Source organism: Legionella sp. D16C41, assembly GCF_048541585.1.
GTDB lineage: Bacteria > Pseudomonadota > Gammaproteobacteria > Legionellales > Legionellaceae > Legionella_C.
Genome location: NZ_CP183307.1, coordinates 47,749 through 71,275, shown reverse-complemented (window position 1 = coordinate 71,275; position 23,527 = coordinate 47,749). Strand labels below are relative to the sequence as shown.

Here is a 23,527-nt window from a genome sequence, read left to right as displayed (position 1 = left end):
TTCAAATTTTCCAATTCAAATACTAAGTTGGTAACAGCACTTTGCCAACTTAGTAGGTGGGATGGTTCATTACATTACCATCATGGAAGCTATCCCTATTAATCATTGTTTAAATAGAATTTGCGTTCAGGTTACAAAGGCTAGGTGTTTTTACTGTAATGCAATCTTAATGCACGGTTTTTATAATTGATTTAAATTATAGTAATAACATCACCTTTTTTATACTTAGTTGATGCAAAAAATCTTATAAAGTCTTTTGTTTTTTGTAAATTCACTTGTGCTGCAATTAAATTTAATTCAATTTGTGCGGTCACTTGTTCACGTTGATTAATTAAAAAAAGCGTACTGTCACCGGCATAAAATTTTTTAACTTCACCTGATTGAACTTGTTTAGCTAATTGCAGTTCTTTGTAAAGTAAGCGAACTTGTTGCTTATAGATTTTCATTGCTATATAAAAATTTTGTAGTTGATTATTTAATTGTTCATAAATAAATTTTTTTTCTGTTGCTATCTGTTTTAATTCACTGGTTGTACTAATCAACCGCCCTTTTGCTTCACGCTGATAAAGAGGGAACCAAAATTGCAGGCCAACATACCCCGCTTGTGGAATTAGTTTAGAATAACCACCACTGCCATATTGTTTTGAGGTATAAAAAGTAGCATTTAGTTCAGGCAAAAGATCATTTTTAGCAAGAGCTTGTTTTAATTTAACAATATGATAATAGCTTCTAAGTTTATGAAGTGTAGGATGACAGCGCAATTGAGCTTTAATAGACACGTTTGATTTAATTACTTTTCTCAGAGGCGATAACAGGGTTTTGGTTAATTGATTTTCATGAGGTATTTTAGGTTGCCCATGCTTATCACGGTAATACATAGAAAGATTAATAGCCGCCTGCTTAAAAAGCATTTGACTTTGATTAGCTAGCTGTTCTCGTTGAAATATCAGCTGTTTATTTTCCGCAATCGATAACCGAGGTAAATCACCTTGATAAGCTTGTTTCACGACTGCTTTCTGTCTTTCTTTAGCAAGTAATAATAAATTATTTAATGCTTTTAATTGTAACCCTGCTTCTACCCATTGCCAGTAAGCCTGTACTGCCTCTCGATAGATTTCAATCTTTTTTACAGCAACCTCTTGGGTAGTCATCGCAATACTTTCAGCCTGCGTTAACAGGGTAGTTCGTTCTTTATCAATTTGGTGACCTTTTAATAATGGCAATGAAAACCCAACTCGATATTCACCGCCAGAATTGGTGAGATAATTTTGATAATAAATGGGCCAGTCTCCTCGCCCCAACCTGTAACCACTAAATAATTTAATTCCATTTACTAAAGTGGGTACAACAAGTTCATTATCTACGTAGCCATTGACATAACCGCCAAAAGGTTGGGAGCGGGAATATATTTTTAATGCTGGATCAAATTCTCCTAATGCGGTAACAAAATTGCCCTGTGCTTTAGCCACTTCTAATCGAGCTATAGTAATTTGAGGATAAAATCGATTAACTGAAGTAAGGACTGTATTAATATCTAAAGGCTTAATTCTTTCTTGCGCCTGGCTCGTAAGTAAAATGAGTGAAGAGAAAATAAAACAAGTAATCTTTTTTAAGTGAGTAGTATTGATTATCATGATGGAGTATTCTCATAATTACTTTCAGGAGGAAAGCCATTATATTGACGCCAAAGCTCATACCATAAAGGTACACGTCCTAATTGAATCCAACCATGCACACGCACACCTTGTCTTAAAAATTGTCCTTCGGGCCATTTCTCATCTGGAACAATAACCACTCGAAATAAACCTTGTCCATTGTCTGTTGGATCAATAAACGATACAATTCCTCTAAACGTTCCTACCGCAATTTCTGGCCAACCCCGAAATTGAAGAGCAGGCCACCCTTCAAATTGAAGCTGTGCCTTTTGATTTAAACGAACAAAAGGGATATCGTTGCCGTTGACCCATAGTTCAACCGCACGTGATTTTGTTTCCGGAATAATCTCTGCTAACACTTCACCTGCGTTAACAACCACACTTTCTTGCCCGGTTAAACGTTTAAATATAATACCGGCAACATAGGCTTTAATTTGCTGTGTTTTCTGTCTGGCAATGCGAATTTCAACATTGACTTTGTCAATATTTGCTTGCGCTAGTTCATTTTGATATTTTGCATATTCAACCTGTGCTAATTCATATTGACGCTTGGATGTAATGCCTTGCTGATATAGATTTCTCTGCCTTATAACATTATTTTTCCCAGCAGCAATGGCTTGTTCAGTTGCCTTTATACGAAGCATTATTGCTTTTTTTTCTGTTTCTAATCTCGATAAAAGCAATGGATCATTATCACTTATATCGACAATTGGGTCTCCAGGTTTTACTCGCATTCCCTCATCCACGTACCATTTTTTTATGCGGCCTGTAATAGGGGAATTAACGGTATGTTTTCTTTCAGTAGGTGAAAAGGCAATTACACGCCCGCTACCTAACGCAAATTGCTGCCAAGGTATAAAAATTAAAAAGATTAAAATAGGTATTAAAACAGCCAGAGTAACCCATATGATCTTGTGAGGCTTAGGTAATTTTCTAATCATTGCATGTGCATAAAGTTTCATGGTAGTACCAATTGATTAGGTAATTGATTTAAATCAATCCTTTGTGTCGTTACAATTAACAACGTTTTTTCTAAGTTAACTAACAACGATAATATTAAATTAAGATCATGAGAATTTAGATGGTCTAGCGCTCTATCAATAATAAGAAGTGGTGGTTTAGCAATAAGCCCTCTTAATACTGATAATTTAATAAGCTCCTGTAAACTAAAAATAGATTGCCATTCATGGATAATAGTCTGCAGACTTTGCGGAAGATTCATAATTTTATCAGCAAGCTCTAACTGTTTTAATTTTTCAATGATAAACTCACTAGCAATAGGATGATTGAGAACTAAATTGTCATAAATAGTTCCAGAGAACCATTGTGGTTCATTAATTAACAGAGTATAACGGCGTAAAATAATAAGACCCGCTTGATTGATCGGAATATTATTAATTCTTAAATCAAAAAGCGTTAATGTTTTAAATCCTAATAACTGCTCTACAATTCGTTGATGAAAGTCCTTAGTGATAATACATAGAGGTTTCTTAACAGTAACTGCCCCTTTTTTATTGTAAGAGGAAAAAATAAACTCAATATCTTTTAGTGGATAAATGATGTGTTCAAGATGAGTTTCAGGTACCTCTGTTGGTAAATTAAGTACCCTATTTAATTTATCAGCTGAAGCTATTAAATCATAATAATTTTCCATTAACGCACCAAAACGCTTAAAAGCATAGATAAATATACCTAAAACAATTTCAGCGCCAACTAATTGGCCAAGGCTCAATTGATTTTTAATAACCAAATAACCGCCCAGTCCTAAAAGAAGACTACTAGCCAGTGCTGATAAGCTATAAAATCCAATTTGATGCTTAATAAGTTGTTTGAAATGTTTTTTTCTTGCCTGTAAAAATCTTACTAGTCTCTTATCTGTTTGAGTAATCGCATATTGATCATGCTGATCAAACTTAAACAAATAACGATTAATAAGAATTTCTTCAAGCCAAGCACCAATATTATGTTTTTGTGTACACTCTTCTTTTGCACTGTTTAGTGCTTTCCTGTAGGGGCCAAATACGATAAAAAAAAGACTAATTATAATAAAGAGATCAAACAACAAAAAAGCCGGATGATAAAAGAGCAATAAGATAAAGCCAAAAAATAGTTGTAAACTTAAGGTGATTCCATACAATAACAAACTGGCTAATGATTTATTGACTGTTGCTATTTCAAAATAACGGTTTACAAGCTCTGGGCCATCATAGGAAGAAAAAGTATCAACAGAAAGATGCGTGAACTGTTTGGCAAGATCTAAGCTAACTTTGACCATCATTTTTTGCTGAATAATTTCAGTAACAATAACCTGCCACACACTCAATGCACCTAAACTCGCCATTAAAATTAAAACAATTAGACTTAAGGTAATGACAGGCCGCAGCAACTTTCCAAAAGCAATTAAATTTACTAGCGTTTGTGCGGCAATAGGAACGATTAACGATAGCGAGCTAGCAAATAAGGCTAATAGCAAAATTGAAAAAATAGTCGAGTAATCTAATATTTCTAAGATTGAATAGGGTTGCTTTTTTGTCATTAATCATTACATCCATGTAATTAAATCATTTTTTAATGTTCTAATTTTAGGCAGAAAAAGCCTAATTTTATCTTAACATTGTTGCTATTATGCCGTTTTAATAAAGATACATGAAGACGGTAAAAGTTAAAATCAAGATGTTTTAAATAATTTGGATTTATCGTTGGCTAAATAGCGGTGACAGTGTTGCGAAAAAATTCTGTAATCCCACTGATTTTTAAAAATTTATTGGATTTAAGATAACGTCAATTTCACAGTGGAGTCATTCAGATATTCGTTGGTATTACAAAACGGTCTTTTACGAGACTTTTCTACTTAAGATTATAGAAAGATATAAACTCATAAATTGCTTATTTGTTTCTCACATTGTAGCATGAGTGACTCTATAAAATATTCTGGAGATTTGGATGAAAATAAAAAATGATACTTCTGTTAAAAGCGATCGCTCATTAATAAATCATGATTTTTTAACAAGCAACGCTACAGCAGTTATTGGAATTTATGGGTATGATAATTCATCAAGAAGTATCTATATTGAATCAGGCAAAGAAGAGCGTTCCATTACTAGATATGTAATTACATTTCCCGCAAGTGGTTTTGCGTCAGATGCAGCTAATGGGTGGACTGTTAATTCTCTAAAAATATCGACAGAAGTGGCTACTGAGATTAGAGAGTTACGAAAAAAATCTCATACTCAAAAAGAACTTCAAGTAAGCAACGAAGATATGCAGATATTTAAAAATACATTGGATACAGCTGCGAAAGAGAAGTATATTTTAAATGGTGAGCAAGATTACGACATAAAAAAAGGATTAGAAGAAATTAATGTAGACATTGAATTTCCTCGCTTTAGTGGATGTACAATTTTATAATGCTTATCTTTTAGGAAGAAAATTATTTTCATGGCTGATTGAGAATAATGGTTAAGTTAATTATTAGAATCTGATGATTAAGATAAATTAGTACTCAGATTCAATATCTAATTACATATTTTATACGGTTCAAACTTAATGATTTCTTTTAAAGAATTAAATTTCAAAAATTAATTTATTAAATTATATTAGTTCAAGTAAATTAAAAATTAATTCTGCAGTATTATTCGGTGTTTTGTATGATATTCAGATAATAGAATTGCCATTATTATTAAGGCGCCTACAAAGAATTGAATAGATAATTTCTCATTCAAATAGAGGGCGGCAGTTATTGTTGCAAAAACTGGTTCAAGAGAAAAAATGATTGCTGCTTTTGATGAACTAACATATTTCCGAAATTTTAATTGCAGTATAAAAGCGATAATTGAAGCATAATTATTTAAATTTTTTACTGAAAATAATTGCTCACTCAATCTAATTTTTTATTTTAAGTTAGAATAGAGCGGCCTATAAATATGATTTTTTACTTTTTAATCTAATTGTACGATTAGTTTGGAAATGTAATGGTATCTAAAATCTATGTTCATAGCCATCTTTAAGAAAATAAGGTTTTAACCAGATTAAAATTATGTATGAATAATATTCAATCAAATGAACATGGTTCGTACTTACCTCCTTTCAGTAATTACATCCAATATTTAGCAAAAAACCAAGCAGTCGAATAGCCATCTCGGTTAATCAATGCTAATGCCTGCGATACCAATCTAATAAGTATCTATAGCCATCATTTTAAGATGTTTACTATAAATAAACCATAAAGCTTTTTTAGTTCGATAAACATTTCTAATTGAAAAAAAATCCTCTCCACAGCTTTCTTCTGTGGGTTGTATAGTTAATTTTTTTCTTCCAGCCAACCAAAATTCAAACTTAAGGGTATTGAGATCATTAGGGCAGAAATAAGGCTTAGTATTGATCCCTTTAACCGTAAATTTTTGTGTACCTATATTTTCAATATCTACCCAACCGGAAGTAACATTCGGCTTCTTATTTGGTAAAATAAGCAAATTACTTTCGCTTATAAACTTATTGGATAAATCAATTTGATGGTCTTTTAGCACTACAGCATTTTTGTCTAAAATCTTTACCACCATAGCTGCTAACTCTTTTTCTCCACCGCTTGTAGACACTAATCCATCTTCGAATAGAGGCTTATGCTCACTCACTTTTTGGATGATAAGCCTTGCAAAAAGAGCTCGTGATGATGGTCAAAAATGAGTCAACATTAAAGCTATTTCAGTACCGTCTTTGTTTGCCCCAATAACCGTGTAGCGTGCAATGGATGGTGGATAAGCATAGAGTTGATTTAAAAATGTAAACAAAAAAATTAAACTAATTGTACTTCGCAAAAACCTTTTTTTATTAATCATCTTACATCCATAAAACAGACTTACTTACTTTAAATTTGAACGTAGGTTTTTATCATATCTTGTAAAAGCACTTAATAATATAAGAATTAAGTAACGAGAATTAAATAACAGTCTTTATTAAATGACCAATATACTTAAAAGTTCATCTAATGGATTAATGCTTAAATTTGATAGGCAACAACATAAGTTTTTTTATATTCATGTTCATGACATGGATTCTAATCAAACTAATATTTCTAGACAAACGTTATACCGATATCTTAGTCCTGAAGGTTTCTTACGAAAGATAAACACACGATTTTATTACTTTGGCTCTAAATTATTGGTCAATTTCCAGGCCGCATAGTTCGTTTCCTTTTTCTTAAAAAAATTCATAATTTTGAATTCATTAAATTGTATTTTGGTCAGGTAGGTCCGAATATTTATCAGTAAATCCTCGAGGGTGCGCATAGGTTTAAATAAGCAAGCATTGGCTTTCACTTCTTGATTAACAAGCACTTGCTGATTTAGCTCACGACTATAGGGAGGTAAAAAAAATTTCTATGTCCTGTTGATAGGTCTTAACATACTGTTGTACTTGTTTACTATGATGGATACGGTGATTATCGACAATCAGAAATACTTTCTATTTGACCTGGCGACGTAATCTAGTGAGAAATTCTATAAATATTTTACTGTCACAGTTGTTTTCAAAAACCATCCAATTTATGAAGCCCTGGGGGCTAATGGCAGCAAGCATCTTCACTTTAAAACGACTTCCTGTCTTTTTTATGACAGGTGTTTGGTTAATAAGCCCATAGGTTCTACCGCGATTATCGGTGGATTGGATGCCCATCTCATCAGCCCAATAGATCCTTGCTCCCTCCTACATGGCGCGTGTTTTGATGGCAGAATAGGTTTCGTTACTTTATTAGGATCTCGCTTAATAGGCTTTTGTGAGGAAAAGCCTAATCGTTTCAACAAGCCCCTTATGCCGCGCCCTGAGTATCTTACAGCGAATCGTTTCTCAATTAGGTGTGTTATCGCTTTACTGTTCCATAAGCTATAAGGAAGTGATAACTCATCCCGGGTCTAGCTTAGTAATAAGTCAATGAATTCCTTGACTTGGTCTGTTGATAAATATTGCCCGCTTCCCGCGCAAACCCCTCGCTTTTTATACGCAAAGCTTGCTTCACCATCAATCTCATACTCATGAACATATTTTGTAATTGATGTTCTGCTAAAGCCAAAAAGATTTGCCGCACGCGCTTTACTTTCACCTAATTTTACCACCGCATAAACTGCTCGCTTTCTTAAAACAACCAATTCTTTTATTGATAACTTCATTTTGCTCATCTTTTAATTTTTTATTATTACTCCACGGGTAAAGTATAATAAACTTCCTGTTCATTATTTTAAAGCCAAGGTAATAATCAATTGATTTTCTTCTTTGTCTAATTCCATTAAGCGGTTTCTTAACAGCACCTCTTTTCATTTCAATATTTTTTTCATGCTCCTTTAAGGTAATAGAAAATATAGCTCCAGTAAAACAAACAAGATTTACCTGAGCTGAAACAATTTGAATTATTGTAATGTAATTGACCTGCTATACCAGTCTTGTAAAGCAAGGTCAAAGAAAAGGGTTAAAGAGCTAAGGTGTTAGAGCCCTAGAACACCTAACACCAAACGGACCGTCTTTAAAGTCGGGGACCTGCGAGCTGCCACTAGAAGCAAATAACTGGTACCAGGCACCGTAGTTTTGCTGAGGAGTCGAAATCTCAGTAGAACTCCAGTAGCGGCCAGCAGGCGCACTAAAACCACTCCTGTCTATCAAGCTGGATTGGATGTTTTGCAAAGTGGGTACGCTTGATGTACCACAACCATTATTAATCCTATATCCCATTTCACAAATTGCGGGCAGATACCAGTCGGAATAATTAGCAATCATTTGTTTGCATAAACCTGCCGCGTAATAAGAGAGGTTAATTGGAGCGTTGGTTGCATTATTCTGATAATACACGTAAATATTATTGGTATCACATACACCATCGGTTGCACCATAACAGGCTGTTTGTCCGGCTACTTGCCCACTACTTGGATTCGGGGATGAAGGAGTAGAAAGCTGTGAAATGCCGTAAATAGAATCAAAAGCGACATCGGCACTGCTACCACCATTCCCATTCGAGCTCCAAATAATACCATTGGGATATGCCGCTGCCTGGTCAGCTGTTGTGACGACTTTCCCACCGACACTACCGGTGTCAGGTGTGGTGTCATCCAAAGCAAAGACATAGCCACCTTGATAAATACAGCCATAATTTAAGATAACGACATGGGTCAACACGGTGGCTGCGTTATCAGCACTTATTTGAATGGCTCCGGGAATAGGCGCTGTACCGCTTGAACAAGGATTGGTACCATCCGAGGTGGCTGTAGCACCTGGGATAATCGTAATCGTGCAACTACTGCCCGCTGGCAATGTATTAGTACACGTTGTAGTGCTTGAGGTCCCTGCGGGCCAAGTTGGTGTATTGACTGCTAAGTTTAACGCAGTATTGCTGCCCGTGTTACTAATAGTAATGAGACGCGCAAGTCCTGAAGCTGGGTTACCACTGACACCATACTCCGTTAGTCCGGTAACACTTAAAGCCAATTGACTTATGCTAGTGCTCAACGTAGTCGTATTGGTGACACAGTTAACGCTAACATTGGTAACATTTGCTCCGCCCATGGTGCCACTACCATTGGTAACGGTGCACGTTTGGCCAACAGGTTGGGTGGCAACCGTGACATTATAAGGCGCACCTTGCGCTACGGGTGTGGTGAAGGTAAATGAGCCATTGCTATTAATCGTCAGATTATCTCCACCGTTGTCTTGTAGCACAATCCTGCCGGATAAGCCAAATACCACACCACCTAGCGTATAGGCTGCCGCTGGACCACGGGTAATGGCTAAACGATGCAACGGATTAGGTTGATAACATTGATTAACATTGCCCTGTTCACACACCACAGGCCCACCCACAATGTTGCCGTTTAAAGCGTTACCATGAACAATGAGAGTTAATAAGCAGGATTGTTGATAGCCTAACACAAATACGCTTGGACAATGGCCTGGACTTACGTCTTGCGTAATTCCAGGAATGCCTTGCATCAACAGCGTATGCATGTGTTTAGATTGATTGGTCAGTTGATAACTTACGATGGCCGTATCGTTCGCCGCAACGGTAATTTGTGTGGGTGTTAAGGGCGTAAATGTCCATAATGGGAGGCCTGCATGCGCAAACACAGTGGCAACGAGCAGCCAAATTCCCATAATTGGTTTGCGCCATCCATATTGATTTTTCATCTGCTTGTCCTTAAGCAAGGTAGGTTAGGTTAAACAATACGCCATGGGTGTAGAGATGATTTAATACTAAGCCTGAATGACGGGTTTGCTCGGTTGCTCGACCCAGATGGCTTTTGCCCCAGTCAGCAAACTCGTAACCTAGGCCGGCCTGCCAGTGATAGTTAATGGCTTTTTGAACACCCGCTCCAAGCGTGTAGGTAAACGTCGTTTGCGTGTTGTTGGTAAAATTATTATTCGGCAAGGCCTCAAAAATCAACGGGGTATTGGTGAAATCCTGTGCCCGATTAAAGCCAACCCCTATACTACCGCTGACCCAAGGCAACACCCAATAACCATTATCAAGCAACCATTTTCCTTTTACTGCTATGCGACTATGGCGTACCTTATAGCGGTACGTGTAATTCGCAAACTCAGGGTCGGCATCATCCCAAATGATGCCTTGAAGTCTGGCATTCGCAGTCGTGGCTGTAGCCAGTCCCACTTGGACTTGCCAAGCTGATGAAAAGGGCGCTTGTAGCCCAAGAAAGAACTCGCCTGCGGCTAATGCTTGTGTGGATTTGCTAGCCACATAGGTTTTTTCAATGTCTGGGGTTAGAAAAAAGGTCTGCGTCTTACCAGCTTCTGCCCACACAGGACCTAGACTGAGACTGCTAACCCAGTGCTTTGCAGGTAACACCACGGCCGGACCCAGGGTGCCTGCAAAGGGACTACTTATTGCGCTACTTGCTAACCCAACGACCATTAACATCCTATTCATCATTCATGTTCCTAAAAGGGTGTTTGGTTTGCTTAAAAGGGTGGAAAAGTAATACGAATATCCTCGTCAACGCCCATGATTGTACCGCTACCTGCGACGACATTACTCACGCTATTATTGCTTTCAAAAATAGGACTGTAATATTGATAGCCATAAATACCAAACGCATTGCCTCCTTTGTCATTGCCATTGCCGCCTTGCACCAAGTTTACTGTATTGTTATTAATGTGGACATCCCCGCCTGAATTTATGGCTTCAATGCCGACGGCATCACCGCCTATGTTAGTGCCGGTGCCACCATAAATAACAGAGACATTATTGCCGGAAATAAGCATGGCGGTATTGCCATTTTCATCACTGTAATCATTGTGCGCGAAAATACCCAAACCATTGCCGCCAATACCGCCACCATTGCCCCCTGTAATTTGGCTAATGGTGTTTTGAATTAAACTCATAGTACCATCAAAGACACCGTGTGCTTGAATCCCCATGGCATTGCCGCCGATGGCATTAGCGCCGCCAGAAATATGGGTAATGGTGTTGGCTTGGGCGACTAAATTGCCGTGACTTTGAAAGAGTTGAATCCCACTGGCAATACCGCCTTCATTAATGCCCGAGCCTGCGCTAATTGTATCTATGACATTATTATTAACTTGCACCTGCCCGCCATAATTGGCAAGATTAATCCCATCAACTTCATCAGTCTGTGATATTCCACCTAAAATATTGTTGATTGCATTGTTCTCTATTCGAGCCACACCTAATTGGTTATTAACAGTAATACCTATAGTGGTAGTTGAAATAGACGCATTACCTGATACTAAATTAGAAAGTGTGTTATTACGCACAGCAACATTACCAAGTCCATTGTTAAAAACCATTAAACCATACAAGGATTGATTTTCCCCACCATGGAGCGCACCTCTTAAGTTAGTGACGGTATTGCGATTAAAATTAAGCGCACCGGTAGTTTGATTCTCACCCCAAATGCCATACATGGCGGCATTGATTGCAGGATTAAAGTTGGTCACCGTATTATCTGCCACAGTGATACTACCTGTGGCCGCGTTTTCCACATGAAGTCCAAAGAGAGCATGATATTGCGCTGCATCGTTGGTGCTTATTGATTCGACTGTATTGTTAATAATATTAAAGTAGCCTATACCAGTATTTAGGCCTGCAATTCCAAACACTTGACCAACGAGTGGCTCATCGACATTGACACCGCTCTCAATGTTGTTAACTTGCGAATTATTAATTTGAATATTCGTCCCGATTATTTTCATGCCATAGCCGGCACTGACATTGTTGCCCGCAAAATTTCGCACCTCAACCGTATTGATAAAGAGGTTACTAACTGGCCTAAAGGCGTTGCCTGCAACAATCCCGATGGGTTGCAAGGTACCTCTGCCATCTAAGGTTAAGTTAGCTAAGATATTATTACCTTGTAAGTCAAATGTCCCATTAATAATGGGTTGATTGCCAAAGGGCGCAGGGGCTGCAAATGCTCGGGTGCGTCCATAGATAGACTGTCCTGGTAGGATAAATAAATAGTGATTATTGGCGCTAATATCAAATAATCCTTGCTCTAAATAAATTTTAGGGTTAACGGTGTATTGACTAATTAAATTTAAGTTAATCTGATTAAATTGAGTGCTGTAACAGGGATGCTCGTAGGTACAGCTCATGGGTGTCACTAAAGAAGTATCGCCGGCAGTGGATGAAAAAAACCAGACGTTATTTTTGGTAAGCACCTCGCTACTGGTTTGAAGCCAGGCGCGTTCACTCGGAATAAAACTGCCCGTGTTGAGGGTGCCTAAGTGGCGCGGTATTTCATCACTTAATCGGTCAGATAACGTTGTTTTAGCAAACTGCCCAACGCCCCCTAATTGTAGCGTTAGGCCTAAAAAAGCCGTATTGTGATGGACATTATCATAACTATCGGCAAACTTTAAAGTGAGTCTTGAGGTCAGTGGAATATCAACGCCACCTTGTACACCTTGAATGGTATTCATTTTTTCAGGGGCATAGTAATATGCACCAATATAGGGTCGCACAAAATAGAAATTAGCAAAGGTATTACCTAAAATAACGTCAGCCCCAGGGCCTATTGCTTCAAAATAACTGCTCGTGTAGGTGTATTCTTTGCGGACATCAAAGCGACTTAAGGTTTGGGTCAATGTTCGACGGTTGGGACCATAATTAACGAGCGATTTTTGTTGATTTGCTGGTACATAGCCATTAATGTGAAAATCGAGGGTGTTGTTAAGCCATTCAAAGCCTGGGTTAAAAACCATCGCTTCCTTATTAAGCGTGGTTTTACTATAGTCAGCAAACATATAGAGACCAGCAATCCCATCAAAGCGTAATTCACGAAACCCAAGGCCTGCAGATAACCCATAACTACCTTCTTGACCGGCTTTTATATCAAAATTGGAAAAAAGATTATGGACATTAGACGCATTTAAAGGAATTAAAACATCAGCCAAACCTAAACCAGCACTGCTGCCTTCAAACGCACCAACCCCACCTGAAAGAGAGGCGCGTGTGGCGCGCTTAGGCTCAAGGATGTCTGCTAAAACAGCTGCTTTAGCAGAACATGAGAGACATAATAAACAACAGACGGTGCTTTCAATAAAGGCTTCTTTCCATAGACGCATCAATCATTCCTTTTATTTTAATTTTTTGAATTGGTAAGCGGTCATTATTTTAATCAATAAGCTTCATTATTCCTTACTTTGTTAAGTACGTAAATAAAAAATAAATTGTAAAAAGAAAGGGTTTCATTTAACGTAAACTGATTAACCCTACGCTAAAGGACTGGCATGCACAGCAAACGCTATTTAAAATTAACCTTAAGTCTTTGTCTTTTACCTAAACTAGCATCTGCCGTCGCACTGCCGCCTCTTTTAGAAGGGCCATATCGAGTAGGACATACCAGTATTACCTTGCAAGACTTAAGTCGGGCGCCCTCCATTTTAATTCCGGATGAAATTTATAATACCTACAGTCCTTTAGTGCAAAATGAGTATCGAAATCGGGGTAGGCGTTTTGTTGTTGATATGTGGTACCCAACACAGGCTACTGCCACGACGCCTTTAGCGGAATATACGTTTAACCATACGGTTGAAAGTGATATGCCACCCTTTATGCCTGCGCCAACGAATGTTGTTGAGTGCAATAATAGCAATCCTTTATTAGGACCCATTGCAAAAACATTATTAAATACACCTTATGCCTCGCCACCACCGCCAGCCGGCCTGCCACCGTTACCGCAAGTTGTATGCCCCGCGCAATTTAATATTAATTTTTATTCGAACCAAGCGGTTGAAAATGTAGCCCTTGCTCCAGGCGCATTTCCTGTTATTGTTTATTCTCATGGCAGTAGTGGGCAAGCCATAGAATTTTATAAAGTAGCTGAGCGCTTAGCGAACAATGGTTTTATTGTGGCCGCTCTTAATCATGCTAATGGGTTTATTAATCAAGGCGTGGCTGATTATTTAGCGCCTAACATTCAAAGTATTGATTTTATTTATAATGGTGATATTTTTTTTACCGTACCACCCGATAATATCGCAGACATTAATTTTTTAGTAGCGAGTTTAGTCGCTAGAAATGTGAGTGATACTAATATCCCTTCTTTTCAAAACCACATTGATGTTAATCAGTTTGGTGCCGTAGGCTTTTCCTTAGGTGCTTGTAATACGGTCATTTTAGCCGGTGGCTCAACCGATTTAAATATTGCGCCTAATCCGCGGATTAAAGCAATTATGCCCTATGAGGACTGCGCTAATGCAACAACAGAGGCACCTGCCAGCAGTGATGAGAACATCCGCTCGATTACGCTACCTGTATTTACAATTTATGGTGATTCATCTTACGCGCGCAATCGAGTTTTTAGTCTATTGCCTAGCCAACAAGCGCCTAAATATGAAGTTATTCTCAAAAATAGTACGCATCAATTAGATTCAGGTTTTTGTGGGTTTTTTGATGCCGTCTTTACAGCATTAGGGCAAAATCCATTACTTGTTCAACCTCTAGATACCATTGTGTTTGGCTATTTTGCAAATAATAATTTTGGACCGGGTACGTTGCTCTATGACTGTCAGAAAACGAGTATTCCTCCTAATTACTACACCCTAACCAATACGTTTAACTCCGTTGTCGTTCCTGAGTGGTCAACTAATACTAGTTATCAGCAATCGGTCGCGTTTTATTATGGCGGGACTATTCCAACTTGGGTTTTTGACATCCCACCTGGCAACTTTCCCCTTTATTTAGATGAAGATAAAGTCTCGCAATTTTTAGCCTTTTACGGCACGGCTTTCTTTAAACGTTACCTTAATAATGATGTTAGCTATGATAACTACCTAAAGACTGAGTTTACTCAAAAATTTATGCCAGAAAACAGAATGACTAAGTGTTTTCAAGGCGTTTGTGAGAAAACAAATATGCCTAGTTAGAACTAGCTAAGATTTATAATCTAGTCTCATTAAAAAAATATTTTGAGCGTAAATGAGGTTACTTAGTCGTTCTTTAACAACCATTGATTTATTCGATGAGACTATAAAATATAATATTTCGAAGGTAACAATAGTGTCAGCAAAGTCGTTGCTGACATGGGTACATCATAGGCAATTAACGAAAGTATGTTGTTTAACTTAACCTACCTTCATAAGGACAATCAGATGAGAAATCAATATGGATGGCGCAAGCCAATCATGGGTCTTTGGTTACTCATTGCCACTATGTTTTCGCATGCAGGCTTCCCATTCTTTAATCTAATTAGACGAGCTGCAGATTTTAGCTTGATTTTACCTCATTATAATAGCGTAATGATTTAATTATATTTAATATCTTAGGAAATACTCTTTTTGCTAGAAGTCCAATTTTTGCTGATGAAATAAGAGTTTTATACACAAAAAATGAACAACATTTAAAAATAAACTATGTAAAATTATTTAAGACTAAGTTTCAGCTATTAAATTATTGTCGTTCAAAAATGAGGAGGATGTAAAAACACGAAGAGAACTTAGTCACTTTCCATAGAGCTTAATCTGATATCCTCAAATAGCCATACCCCTTGTTTAAGAAATATAATTTCATCAACATGGAGTAAAGATGATAAGACAAGTATATACCAGTTAAAAAATTGAATAATTAGCCAATACGCTGTTGGGAATATAAAAGCATGTTATGATTATAGAGAAGCGCTACATTCTCCAAGCGGAAATTGCACTTTAAAATTGAGTGTACCTTAATCATCTGTAACACCTCAGTAAAGATTCCACCAGTTTACGTTAGGTTTAAAACCGCCAAGTAATACCAATAGACGCATCGACCTCATAATAAGTTGGCGTTAACTCTTCATAAACATAATCAAGCTCAGTAACGAGCTCAACATTCTTACGAATACTGTATCTAACTTGTAAAACTGAGTTGATATCAAGCCCAAAATGTCTAGTAAAATTATCTCTAACTATACCTGGGGCTAGATAAAATTCTAATAATAAGTTGTCATAAACCTGACTATTAACTAAAAAGCCAACTCTATAAGCTTGATATAATTTAGGTGAATAATAGCCATGGTCTAAAATTTCTTTATCAAAGGTTAGCCATTCAAAATCCAATCCTACTGATAGTGACGTATTAAGGTTAAAAAAATCTTATCTTTAAAATAAAGGGCCTCCCGTTATAATAGCGTTATTTTCATAGGCTTTGCTTGCATCCGGATTATGTAAAAAACAACTGTGCTCTGCTAAAGCGTGATAGTCTCCTTTAAGAAAATCAACAATATAAGATTTGATAGTATTACTATTAGGGGCTTTAACTTCTAAAATCTGAAAAAGAAAGGCTTCATTAAGCGTCTCATTTAATCTAAAGGTTGTTGTGGTACTAATAAAAAAATCAGGTTTAATTTTCTTTAACTGGTTAACCAACTGATTACCTTTGTTAATAGCAGACGTTAAGTTGTTAAAAAGTAATTCATTTGGTCTTTTAAGACAATTTTCTAGGGCCATTCTAATTTGAAAACTAGGGATTTTATGAAAAATAATCGATGCATCAATGCCATAAAGCCGCTTTTCATTATCATTCACTGCAACCAATAACATAAAGAATGATTGTTGTTGCGTGTTGTCATTCCTTTGTTTTTCATAATGCCTAAACATAGCTAACCTAATTGACTTATTACCTACACTATAAATTTAGTATAAACTTTTTTATTGCTGGATGCTCTTTTGAAATAAATTTTTAGCATTATTGTAATTTTTAACGCCAATTCATCGCCAGCGTGATAAAAAAGGTTTAAATGGAGCCGATTAATGTCTTTAGAGAAAGCGTATCGCTATCTAATTGCTTGCTTAGGTCGGTCAATTTTTGAGATTTTTTCAAGCCTCGTGTTCCTATTTATAAGTTCTAAACATAGTGACATTAAGCTCCTCTCATAGATATAACTGTAAGAAAACTAACCTTTATTTTTTTTCATTTTATTTCAATACTAAGCTCGTAGTTATCACTTTCTTCATACTCAAATTCAACATACACATCAACAGGCCATAAATACGTTTGTTGTTTATTTATAGTTGAAAGCCTTTATTTTGATAAATAGCCTCTGCAATTTGTCTTAATTTATTAGCAACTGCTGATGAGCTATATATTTTTTCTAGTTCTATCGCCTCTTTGTCTGTCATAAAAGTCTCCAAATTTGAGCGCATATACATTTGAGTTAAACAATTTTAAAAAATCTTTAGTAACTAGAAGTAGCACAAAACGTTAACAGTTTAATTGTTGTGAATAGATTTGATTTTTACCAGCTTTTCGCTTCATATAAGGTTTGGTCTGCTACTGAAACAACCTCATCAATTTTATTGGTACACAGAGGTGGAATGCGAATAATCTCTATACTGATGGTTGGATTTGAAAGTTTTGTTTCTTGTTTAAATTTTTGTTGAATTTTGTTGCAAAGGGAAATGGTCTCATCCAGTGAAATGTTACTTAAAATAGCTGCAAATTCATCGCCGCCAATGCGAAAAGTGGCATCATTGGCGCGGCCGCAGAGTCTTTGATGGTATTGGCTAACTCCTTTAAACATAAATCACCTGAAGGGTGACCATGCTGGTCATTTATTTTTTTAAAGTCATCTACATCAATTAAAATTAAATTTAACGGATGCTTATTTTGTTGGGCTCGTCTAAATTCTTCATTAAATCGTTGATCAAAATAGCGGCGGCTATAAAGCCCGGTTAAGCCATTGGTGATAGCCGTGCGTTGAACCTCTTCTAAGGCTTTATCTTTTTCTTTGGCGAGCGCTATAGTTTCTCTTAATAAAGCCGAAGGAAATTTAGCGGTAATGATTAACATGATAACAAAAAGTACGAACATAGACGCTAAAACAGTGTGGTCAAGGTCGCCAAGTCAATAGTTGTACAAAATAAGCGGTAAAAACATAGGAATAAGGTAAGTATAATAGGCTGGTAAATAAATGGAAAGCGAGGCCAGCGCTCCTGAGGCCATACCGCTTAAGACGAGCGTAATGACGTTTTGATGCATGACTAAGAAATAAGGGTAAAACCAAAGGTAACAGCTCTCCCATAAGGCACCTATTAAGCCGGTTAAGAGGATAAAAGTAAATTTGATTCGGTCTTTTTTTACAAGATAAGTGCGCTTATTAATACTTTGCTGGCTATAAAACCAGCGATAGAGACTTAAAAAAAATCAACCCATACCAAAGTGTTGCTTGTTTAACGGGAGCTTGCCGGTATAACAAATAGCTCCAAATAAACGTGGATAAAAAAATATTAAACAGGATTGACTTAAATGAGCTTTGTAGAAGCAGTAAAAAACATTCATCCTGTAATTGAAAAATGCCTTTTTATAGCAATTTCCAGCGTTTATTAACTTTAATTATAGAAAAGTCTTTCCATTTGAATTGTATTTTATCGGTTAGTTCCCAATCAGTTTTTAATCCAGACGCTCAGCGTTCTTTACCAGTAATTCATTGATTTAACCCTATCCTAATTACACAGACTATACTTAAGCTAGAATAACTAAATGGGCGTGATATGCTAGAGCGTTTAGTCTCTTTAGAGAAGGTAACTGAAATGGAGCAAGCTTTGCTTCATTTAGTGCTTAACTTTTCAGAAGATGCCATCATCACTAAAACACTTACAGGCATTATTACCAGTTGGAATCCAAGTGCTGAGCGCCTTTTTGGCTATTTACCTCGTGAAATCATCGGTCAACCGGCTACACGTTTAGTTCCACCGGAGCGCTTGGATGAAGACACTATTTTTTTAAATCGTGTGGCCTTGGGTGAAAAAATAGAACAGTTTAAAACCGTCGTGTTGCGAAAAGATGGGCAAAAAATACCTGTGTCTTGTTGCTTTCTTCCCTTAAGAGATAATCAAGGTAGCATTGTGGGTATTTTTAATATGGTTCGCGATATCACTAGCGATAAAAAAAGAGAAGAAACCGAGCAGCTATTAACCTCGATTATTAATTCTTCTGATGATGCCATTATTAGTAAAAATTTACAAGGTATTATCACCAGTTGGAATCCGGCGGCCACGCATATCTTTGGCTATAGCGCGCATGAAATCATAGGTAAATCCATTTTAATGTTAATTCCCTCAGACCGCTTCAATGAAGAAACCTATATTTTAGAAAAAATAGCCTCGGGTGAGAAAGTTGACCGTTTTGAAACCGTGCGCATTCGCAAAGATGGTAAACAAGTGCATGTATGTGTGTCTATCTCACCGATTAAAAATAAGGAGGGCATCATTATCGGGGCGTCTAAAATTGCCCGTGATATCACCGAACTCACGCTGCAGCGCTATTTAGCGACGCATGATGCATTAACAGGACTTCCTATCTTACGGCTGGCTTATGATAGGCTGGGTAGGGCGTGTGCGCATGCTAAACGCAATAAAACGAAAGTGGCGGTTTTATTCCTCGATTTAGATGGCTTTAAAGCCCTTAATGATACGTATGGCCATACCACAGGCGATGTAATGCTTAAAATCATTGCGGAGCGCCTAATGAGTTGTTTACGTGAGGAAGATACGGTGGCTCGCATCGGTGGCGATGAATTTTTAATCATTTTAGGCAACATCTCAAACCAGTGTGTTCTCAAATCCATTGTTAACAAAATCATTAAAACGATTAGTGAGCCAATTGACTATGATGACACCTTGTTTAAATTGAAAGCCAGCATCGGTGTTGCGCTTTATCCGGATGACAGTGAGGCACAAAATGAATTAGTTCAATTGGCCGATAAAACCATGTATGCTGTGAAGAAAGGGCAGAAAGAGGCTTATGGTTTTTATGCCGATTATAAAAAAAATTGACTTAACGAGTAGGGCTTACTCTCTTATCTGTAACTTTTAAGCAATCATCTGTATTAATCGCGTCTGAATAAACAGCACGGCTTTGCACTTGTGTCACCTTTAAGGTTCGCCCCAGCCATTGCTTGCCATTCATGGCCAATGCCTTTTCAGCCTCTTCTGGCAATGAAAAAGTTATAAAGGCTATTCCTTTTGATTGGCCAGTGAAGCGGTCTTTCACCAAATCAAACTCAACGATTTTACCATATTTACAAAACGCTGTTTCAATCTCCTGCGCGGTGGCCGTAAAGGGCAAATGCGCGATGTAGAGGGTTCTTTGATTCATAATAATGAGCGATTCCTTGCGCGTAGCGAACAATAACCTAGGCATAAAAAGAAAACGAATAGGCAGACAACCTAGAAGAATTATTGGGCGCTTTTATTTAAAATAATCTTAGCTTAATTACTGAAGGTGAGCAATCAAACTCCTTATTAGAAATAAAACGTTTTAGTTGATGTTTAATCTTGATTATTTCATTAAGCTAACAAAGTTAATGTGCTAAATTATAGTGAGCACAAAATTTTCTGATTAATGAGTGGTATTAATCATGTAAAATAACGCCTAAACCAATCTATTGTAAACTAAGTTTGACATTGGTAGGCTAGATAAGCAGGAGTTTAAATCAACGATTGGCTCTGTTGACAAGAAAGATTGATTCTAGGATGTTCGAGATTAAATCACTTCAATGTTTTCAGCTTACAAACCTTTTTTGTAATAAAACCAACCTGTTCACCTTCAGTTAGGCTCTTAAAACCTAATGTTTGAATCGCACTAAAATGAACAAAATAATCTTTGCCACTACGTTCAATAAATCTAAATCCTTTTTCTTCATTAAACCACTTTGCTTTTCCTTGTATCTTGTTTGCCATTTTCTTATCTCATCATTTATTATGAATGAGTAAGCCTAATATTATAAGTTGGTTTGAATAAACTTTCTGTAAAAGCAGGGTGGTTTACCTGATTTATTATACGCTATTTAATGAAACCTATACTTAATATTATAAGTAGCGGTATACTTACATGTTCTAACTATTTACTCATCTCGTTAGTATTATCAAAGTTTTAATAAAATTTTTCTTATGTCGAGTCAACTAGTTTCTAACTTAAACTACCTACTCTCTAGCCAGTCTCTCACTATTATGGCGCTGTCTAGAAATACAGGTATTCCTCAGCCTACCTTACATCATATTGTATCGGGGAAAACGAAAAAGCCGAGATTTTCAATAATTGAAAATCTTGCTCATTTTTTTGATATTTCGGTTGTTGCTTTACTTAAGTCAAATCTATTAATTCAATCACTCACTAAATTAAAAAAAACGCCTATCTTAACTTGGAATAAGAGTACTTTAAGTTTTAATGAGAGTAACCCGATAGAACCAAGTCTTTATAATGCTTATGAGGATGAACGTTTTGCTTTTTATATTAATAAAAATGACTGCCATTCTTTTTGGCCTGATAATAGTTTAGCTGTCATTTCAAAAAGTCAGTCGCCACAAGAAGGGATTACTGGACTAGTTTGGTTAAAAAATCATGGACTAATACTCAATAAAATTTATCAAGAACAAGATAATTTTTTCATTAACTATAAAAAAGCTCACCAAGACGATTTATTACTATTGAAATTTAATCTTAAGCAGGATATGTGGTATGGAAGTCTCATTGAATTAAGATTAGTAGGTCGCCATATTATTGATAGTTATATATTATCATCAAGCAAAATCGTAGCTAAACATGGTGAAGGATAAATCTTAATTATCATTTTTTCATTTACTATTTCAATTACTTAACTGGAAAATATAAATAGCCACCTGTGATTAAATCATTATAAAATAAATTGACTTGTTATCCACATACTATAACTCAAACTCCACTTAGTTCGCGAAGTAGGGCTCTCCATAGAGCTAGTGGATAACAACGTTTTTAGTAAAACTTATCCAATGATAATTTATTAATGATGAGTAATATATGGATTTGTATACCCTTCTATTTTTGCAACTGTTTCGGCCCACCATTTTTCTTGTGCTGTGAGCGGAAATTGCTTATTCCAAGCCATAAATAGATTTCGCTGTGCTTGACTTAAGTTAATATGGTATTTATCGGACATGAATAAATTGGCACGAGCCACAATACCCTTTGCATAGTCTGCAGGCTCTACCCGTCTAGACGCTTTATCAATAGTAACAGGGCAGCCATAAAAGAGGGTATGATTTTCTAACATACTATATCGGTAGTTAGAACGTGCTTGATTAACCAAGCCAACAGCCGGCCATAAATTATAGAGCTCTGCTTCAGCTTGTTTAAACTGATTATCTATCTTTTCACAACACTTTCTACCTTTATAAGTTTTGCCATTGTTCTTTGTACAAAGCGGTTCTCGCCAACAGGCAAAGTGATTGCCAAAGTTCTCAGCCGGCATCATGTGTTCAGCTTCAATACGATGCGCCCGTTTAAATTGAGTTGCCGATTGCATATTACAACTTGCTAAATCAACTTGTAGACGTGCATCAAACTTGCAACGACAATAAAGCGTTTCGCGTTGAAAGGCGAATAGGATGCGCATCTGTTTCTTAGCTTGCGTAAAGGTTTTAGGTGGCTCACTAAAACTAGAATAGGAAAGCAATAAAAGGACAGTAAAATTTAATAGCCGAATGAGAATAGTCATTTAAATAACCCATTTAAAGCTCCAGAATTATTTACTGCCCTTATCACCTAGTAAGAATGCGAGCAGTATAATTACTAAATTCTTAAATAAAATGCTGAAACTTGAATGCTTCTAATCTGATATAAAAGATTATTAATTCAACACCTTTAAATTAAATAACTTCAACTTCTTCAGCTTGTGGCCCTTTTTGACCTTGTGCGGGTCTAAATAAAACTTCAGCACCTTCGGAAAGTGTTTTAAAACCACTACTTAGAATAGCGCTAAAATGGACGAAATAATCTTTACCATTACTTTCAATAAATCCAAAACCCTTATCTTCCTTAAACCACTTAACTGTTCCACGAGCCTTATCTGACATGAGATTAAATACCTTAAGTTAAATATTTATATTAACACCTTTAAAATTTAATTTTAAAATAAAGTTAATTCTTAAATAAAAATACGACCTTAAATTATTGAACAGTAATTTAATTCTACTCTTGCTTCATCGTTTGGACAAAACAATAGAAATTTTTCATCGTTATATTTCCCACACTCTAATAACATATCAACATCTTTGTCTCTAAGTATTTGAAAATATTTTTCAGCAAAATTAAAAAAGCCTTCGATGCTTTCTATTTTTTCATCTAAACTAATTTCGTTTAAGATTCCTTTTATTGTATATAGAACTCTTACACCATTATATTCATAGGCATCTTCGCCCATTTTAATATAATCTTCTTTTGTTTCGTTGTAACATTGGTTAATAAGGCTACAAAATTTATTGTGAACACTTATTATCTCTTTTTTTAAAGAATCATAATTTTTATGTTCAATAGAATGAGGCGTGCCACTTCCCATTCGACTGCAAGTACCAATTTCAAATTCTAATTGTGTTATAATTTTCACTTTTGAAAAAAACATTTA

At 36.3% G+C, this 23,527-nt stretch carries 22 protein-coding genes and 3 pseudogenes; 5 read left to right on the top strand and 20 right to left on the bottom strand.

Annotation, left to right across the window (positions count from 1 at the left end):
• Nucleotides 1–191: 191 nt before the first annotated feature.
• The 3 genes from ACNVED_RS16635 to ACNVED_RS16625 are packed head-to-tail and all read right to left on the bottom strand — an operon-like array spanning nucleotide 192 to nucleotide 4,191.
• Nucleotides 192–1,634: a TolC family protein gene (locus ACNVED_RS16635; RefSeq protein WP_419421535.1), complete on the bottom strand. Its 1,443-nt coding sequence runs from the start codon at nucleotides 1,632–1,634 to the stop codon at nucleotides 192–194.
• Nucleotides 1,631–2,617, bottom strand: a complete 987-nt coding sequence (locus ACNVED_RS16630) for an HlyD family secretion protein (protein ID WP_419421534.1) — start codon at nucleotides 2,615–2,617, stop codon at nucleotides 1,631–1,633. Before ACNVED_RS16630 ends, ACNVED_RS16635 begins: the two co-directional genes overlap by 4 nt.
• Complete coding sequence (locus ACNVED_RS16625; protein WP_419421533.1) at nucleotides 2,614–4,191, bottom strand: ABC transporter transmembrane domain-containing protein; 1,578 nt, start codon at nucleotides 4,189–4,191, stop codon at nucleotides 2,614–2,616. Before ACNVED_RS16625 ends, ACNVED_RS16630 begins: the two co-directional genes overlap by 4 nt.
• 407 nt (nucleotides 4,192–4,598) lie before the next feature.
• On the opposite strand from ACNVED_RS16625, the gene ACNVED_RS16620 reads away from it, so the two are divergent.
• Nucleotides 4,599–5,063 carry a hypothetical protein gene (locus ACNVED_RS16620; RefSeq protein ID WP_419421532.1) on the top strand — a complete coding sequence of 155 codons (465 nt, stop codon included), beginning with the start codon at nucleotides 4,599–4,601 and terminating at the stop codon, nucleotides 5,061–5,063.
• A gap of 209 nt (nucleotides 5,064–5,272) precedes the next feature.
• Here ACNVED_RS16620 and ACNVED_RS16615 read toward each other — a convergent pair whose 3' ends face one another.
• From ACNVED_RS16615 to ACNVED_RS16580, 8 genes and pseudogenes are all read right to left on the bottom strand, one after another.
• Nucleotides 5,273–5,536, bottom strand: coding sequence for an EamA family transporter (locus tag ACNVED_RS16615; protein WP_419421531.1), 264 nt, complete (start codon nucleotides 5,534–5,536; stop codon nucleotides 5,273–5,275).
• Between the two features lie 291 nt (nucleotides 5,537–5,827).
• Nucleotides 5,828–6,286 (bottom strand): hypothetical protein, encoded by a 459-nt coding sequence (locus ACNVED_RS16610; RefSeq protein ID WP_419421530.1) that lies wholly within the window; start codon nucleotides 6,284–6,286, stop codon nucleotides 5,828–5,830.
• A 721-nt stretch (nucleotides 6,287–7,007) separates the two neighbouring features.
• Nucleotides 7,008–7,343, bottom strand: a pseudogene (locus tag ACNVED_RS16605) (IS630 family transposase).
• Nucleotides 7,259–7,522, bottom strand: a pseudogene (locus tag ACNVED_RS16600) (helix-turn-helix domain-containing protein); the annotation flags it as partial. The pseudogenes ACNVED_RS16605 and ACNVED_RS16600, both read right to left, overlap by 85 nt.
• 39 nt (nucleotides 7,523–7,561) lie before the next feature.
• Nucleotides 7,562–7,816, bottom strand: a complete 255-nt coding sequence (locus ACNVED_RS16595) for a hypothetical protein (protein ID WP_419421529.1) — start codon at nucleotides 7,814–7,816, stop codon at nucleotides 7,562–7,564.
• 304 nt (nucleotides 7,817–8,120) lie between these two features.
• The gene (locus ACNVED_RS16590) at nucleotides 8,121–9,638 is read right to left on the bottom strand and encodes a hypothetical protein (protein ID WP_419421528.1); all 1,518 of its coding nucleotides are present in this window, start codon (nucleotides 9,636–9,638) and stop codon (nucleotides 8,121–8,123) included.
• 190 nt (nucleotides 9,639–9,828) lie between these two features.
• Complete coding sequence (locus tag ACNVED_RS16585; RefSeq protein WP_419421581.1) at nucleotides 9,829–10,566, bottom strand: outer membrane protein; 738 nt, start codon at nucleotides 10,564–10,566, stop codon at nucleotides 9,829–9,831.
• 41 nt (nucleotides 10,567–10,607) lie between these two features.
• Complete coding sequence (locus ACNVED_RS16580; protein WP_419421527.1) at nucleotides 10,608–13,235, bottom strand: hypothetical protein; 2,628 nt, start codon at nucleotides 13,233–13,235, stop codon at nucleotides 10,608–10,610.
• A 165-nt stretch (nucleotides 13,236–13,400) separates the two neighbouring features.
• Between ACNVED_RS16580 and ACNVED_RS16575 the strand changes: the two genes are divergently transcribed.
• Together ACNVED_RS16575 and ACNVED_RS16570 are read left to right on the top strand one after the other, a co-directional pair.
• Nucleotides 13,401–15,038: an alpha/beta hydrolase family protein gene (locus ACNVED_RS16575; protein ID WP_419421526.1), complete on the top strand. Its 1,638-nt coding sequence runs from the start codon at nucleotides 13,401–13,403 to the stop codon at nucleotides 15,036–15,038.
• 225 nt (nucleotides 15,039–15,263) lie between these two features.
• Entirely contained in the window at nucleotides 15,264–15,419 is a 156-nt protein-coding gene (locus ACNVED_RS16570) for a hypothetical protein (protein WP_419421525.1), read from the top strand.
• Between the two features lie 462 nt (nucleotides 15,420–15,881).
• Here ACNVED_RS16570 and ACNVED_RS16565 read toward each other — a convergent pair whose 3' ends face one another.
• The 4 genes and pseudogenes from ACNVED_RS16565 to ACNVED_RS16550 form a co-directional block, all read right to left on the bottom strand.
• The gene (locus tag ACNVED_RS16565) at nucleotides 15,882–16,205 is read right to left on the bottom strand and encodes a hypothetical protein (protein WP_419421524.1); all 324 of its coding nucleotides are present in this window, start codon (nucleotides 16,203–16,205) and stop codon (nucleotides 15,882–15,884) included.
• A gap of 42 nt (nucleotides 16,206–16,247) precedes the next feature.
• Entirely contained in the window at nucleotides 16,248–16,745 is a 498-nt protein-coding gene (locus ACNVED_RS16560; protein ID WP_419421523.1) for a hypothetical protein, read from the bottom strand.
• 638 nt (nucleotides 16,746–17,383) lie between these two features.
• Nucleotides 17,384–17,937: pseudogene (locus ACNVED_RS16555) on the bottom strand (GGDEF domain-containing protein).
• A 40-nt stretch (nucleotides 17,938–17,977) separates the two neighbouring features.
• Nucleotides 17,978–18,169: a hypothetical protein gene (locus ACNVED_RS16550; protein ID WP_419421522.1), complete on the bottom strand. Its 192-nt coding sequence runs from the start codon at nucleotides 18,167–18,169 to the stop codon at nucleotides 17,978–17,980.
• Between the two features lie 469 nt (nucleotides 18,170–18,638).
• Here ACNVED_RS16550 and ACNVED_RS16545 point away from each other — a divergent pair, with 469 nt between their 5' ends.
• On the top strand, nucleotides 18,639–19,922 hold the full coding sequence (locus ACNVED_RS16545; RefSeq protein WP_419421521.1) for a PAS domain S-box protein: 1,284 nt from the start codon (nucleotides 18,639–18,641) through the stop codon (nucleotides 19,920–19,922).
• Between the two features lies 1 nt (nucleotide 19,923).
• Here the strand turns inward: ACNVED_RS16545 and ACNVED_RS16540 are convergent, their stop codons facing one another.
• Together ACNVED_RS16540 and ACNVED_RS16535 are read right to left on the bottom strand one after the other, a co-directional pair.
• A complete protein-coding gene (locus tag ACNVED_RS16540; protein ID WP_419421520.1) occupies nucleotides 19,924–20,244 on the bottom strand; it encodes an RNA recognition motif domain-containing protein in 321 nt (106 codons plus the stop codon).
• A 392-nt stretch (nucleotides 20,245–20,636) separates the two neighbouring features.
• A complete protein-coding gene (locus ACNVED_RS16535; RefSeq protein WP_419421519.1) occupies nucleotides 20,637–20,828 on the bottom strand; it encodes a cold shock domain-containing protein in 192 nt (63 codons plus the stop codon).
• Between the two features lie 210 nt (nucleotides 20,829–21,038).
• Here ACNVED_RS16535 and ACNVED_RS16530 point away from each other — a divergent pair, with 210 nt between their 5' ends.
• On the top strand, nucleotides 21,039–21,704 hold the full coding sequence (locus ACNVED_RS16530) for a helix-turn-helix domain-containing protein (protein WP_419421518.1): 666 nt from the start codon (nucleotides 21,039–21,041) through the stop codon (nucleotides 21,702–21,704).
• A gap of 203 nt (nucleotides 21,705–21,907) precedes the next feature.
• Here ACNVED_RS16530 and ACNVED_RS16525 read toward each other — a convergent pair whose 3' ends face one another.
• The 3 genes from ACNVED_RS16525 to ACNVED_RS16515 all read right to left on the bottom strand — a co-directional run bounded on the left by ACNVED_RS16525 (nucleotide 21,908) and on the right by ACNVED_RS16515 (nucleotide 23,524).
• Nucleotides 21,908–22,621, bottom strand: coding sequence for an endonuclease (locus ACNVED_RS16525; protein WP_419421517.1), 714 nt, complete (start codon nucleotides 22,619–22,621; stop codon nucleotides 21,908–21,910).
• A 151-nt stretch (nucleotides 22,622–22,772) separates the two neighbouring features.
• Nucleotides 22,773–22,979, bottom strand: coding sequence for a cold-shock protein (locus tag ACNVED_RS16520; protein ID WP_419421516.1), 207 nt, complete (start codon nucleotides 22,977–22,979; stop codon nucleotides 22,773–22,775).
• A gap of 89 nt (nucleotides 22,980–23,068) precedes the next feature.
• Nucleotides 23,069–23,524, bottom strand: coding sequence for a hypothetical protein (locus tag ACNVED_RS16515; protein WP_419421515.1), 456 nt, complete (start codon nucleotides 23,522–23,524; stop codon nucleotides 23,069–23,071).
• Between the last annotated feature and the right edge of the window lie 3 nt (nucleotides 23,525–23,527).

What these genes read in the sequence shown, in the direction of transcription:
- ACNVED_RS16635 (WP_419421535.1), bottom strand. Translation starts at nt 1,634, where the DNA reads ATGATAATCAATACTACTCACTTAAAAAAGATTACTTGTTTTATTTTC.
- ACNVED_RS16630 (WP_419421534.1), bottom strand. Translation starts at nt 2,617, where the DNA reads ATGAAACTTTATGCACATGCAATGATTAGAAAATTACCTAAGCCTCAC.
- ACNVED_RS16625 (WP_419421533.1), bottom strand. Translation starts at nt 4,191, where the DNA reads ATGACAAAAAAGCAACCCTATTCAATCTTAGAAATATTAGATTACTCG.
- ACNVED_RS16620 (WP_419421532.1), top strand. Translation starts at nt 4,599, where the DNA reads ATGAAAATAAAAAATGATACTTCTGTTAAAAGCGATCGCTCATTAATA.
- ACNVED_RS16595 (WP_419421529.1), bottom strand. Translation starts at nt 7,816, where the DNA reads ATGAAGTTATCAATAAAAGAATTGGTTGTTTTAAGAAAGCGAGCAGTT.
- ACNVED_RS16590 (WP_419421528.1), bottom strand. Translation starts at nt 9,638, where the DNA reads ATGCATACGCTGTTGATGCAAGGCATTCCTGGAATTACGCAAGACGTA.
- ACNVED_RS16585 (WP_419421581.1), bottom strand. Translation starts at nt 10,566, where the DNA reads ATGTTAATGGTCGTTGGGTTAGCAAGTAGCGCAATAAGTAGTCCCTTT.
- ACNVED_RS16580 (WP_419421527.1), bottom strand. Translation starts at nt 13,235, where the DNA reads ATGCGTCTATGGAAAGAAGCCTTTATTGAAAGCACCGTCTGTTGTTTA.
- ACNVED_RS16575 (WP_419421526.1), top strand. Translation starts at nt 13,401, where the DNA reads ATGCACAGCAAACGCTATTTAAAATTAACCTTAAGTCTTTGTCTTTTA.
- ACNVED_RS16570 (WP_419421525.1), top strand. Translation starts at nt 15,264, where the DNA reads ATGAGAAATCAATATGGATGGCGCAAGCCAATCATGGGTCTTTGGTTA.
- ACNVED_RS16560 (WP_419421523.1), bottom strand. Translation starts at nt 16,745, where the DNA reads ATGTTTAGGCATTATGAAAAACAAAGGAATGACAACACGCAACAACAA.
- ACNVED_RS16550 (WP_419421522.1), bottom strand. Translation starts at nt 18,169, where the DNA reads ATGGGAGAGCTGTTACCTTTGGTTTTACCCTTATTTCTTAGTCATGCA.
- ACNVED_RS16545 (WP_419421521.1), top strand. Translation starts at nt 18,639, where the DNA reads ATGCTAGAGCGTTTAGTCTCTTTAGAGAAGGTAACTGAAATGGAGCAA.
- ACNVED_RS16540 (WP_419421520.1), bottom strand. Translation starts at nt 20,244, where the DNA reads ATGAATCAAAGAACCCTCTACATCGCGCATTTGCCCTTTACGGCCACC.
- ACNVED_RS16535 (WP_419421519.1), bottom strand. Translation starts at nt 20,828, where the DNA reads ATGGCAAACAAGATACAAGGAAAAGCAAAGTGGTTTAATGAAGAAAAA.
- ACNVED_RS16530 (WP_419421518.1), top strand. Translation starts at nt 21,039, where the DNA reads ATGTCGAGTCAACTAGTTTCTAACTTAAACTACCTACTCTCTAGCCAG.
- ACNVED_RS16525 (WP_419421517.1), bottom strand. Translation starts at nt 22,621, where the DNA reads ATGACTATTCTCATTCGGCTATTAAATTTTACTGTCCTTTTATTGCTT.
- ACNVED_RS16520 (WP_419421516.1), bottom strand. Translation starts at nt 22,979, where the DNA reads ATGTCAGATAAGGCTCGTGGAACAGTTAAGTGGTTTAAGGAAGATAAG.
- ACNVED_RS16515 (WP_419421515.1), bottom strand. Translation starts at nt 23,524, where the DNA reads ATGTTTTTTTCAAAAGTGAAAATTATAACACAATTAGAATTTGAAATT.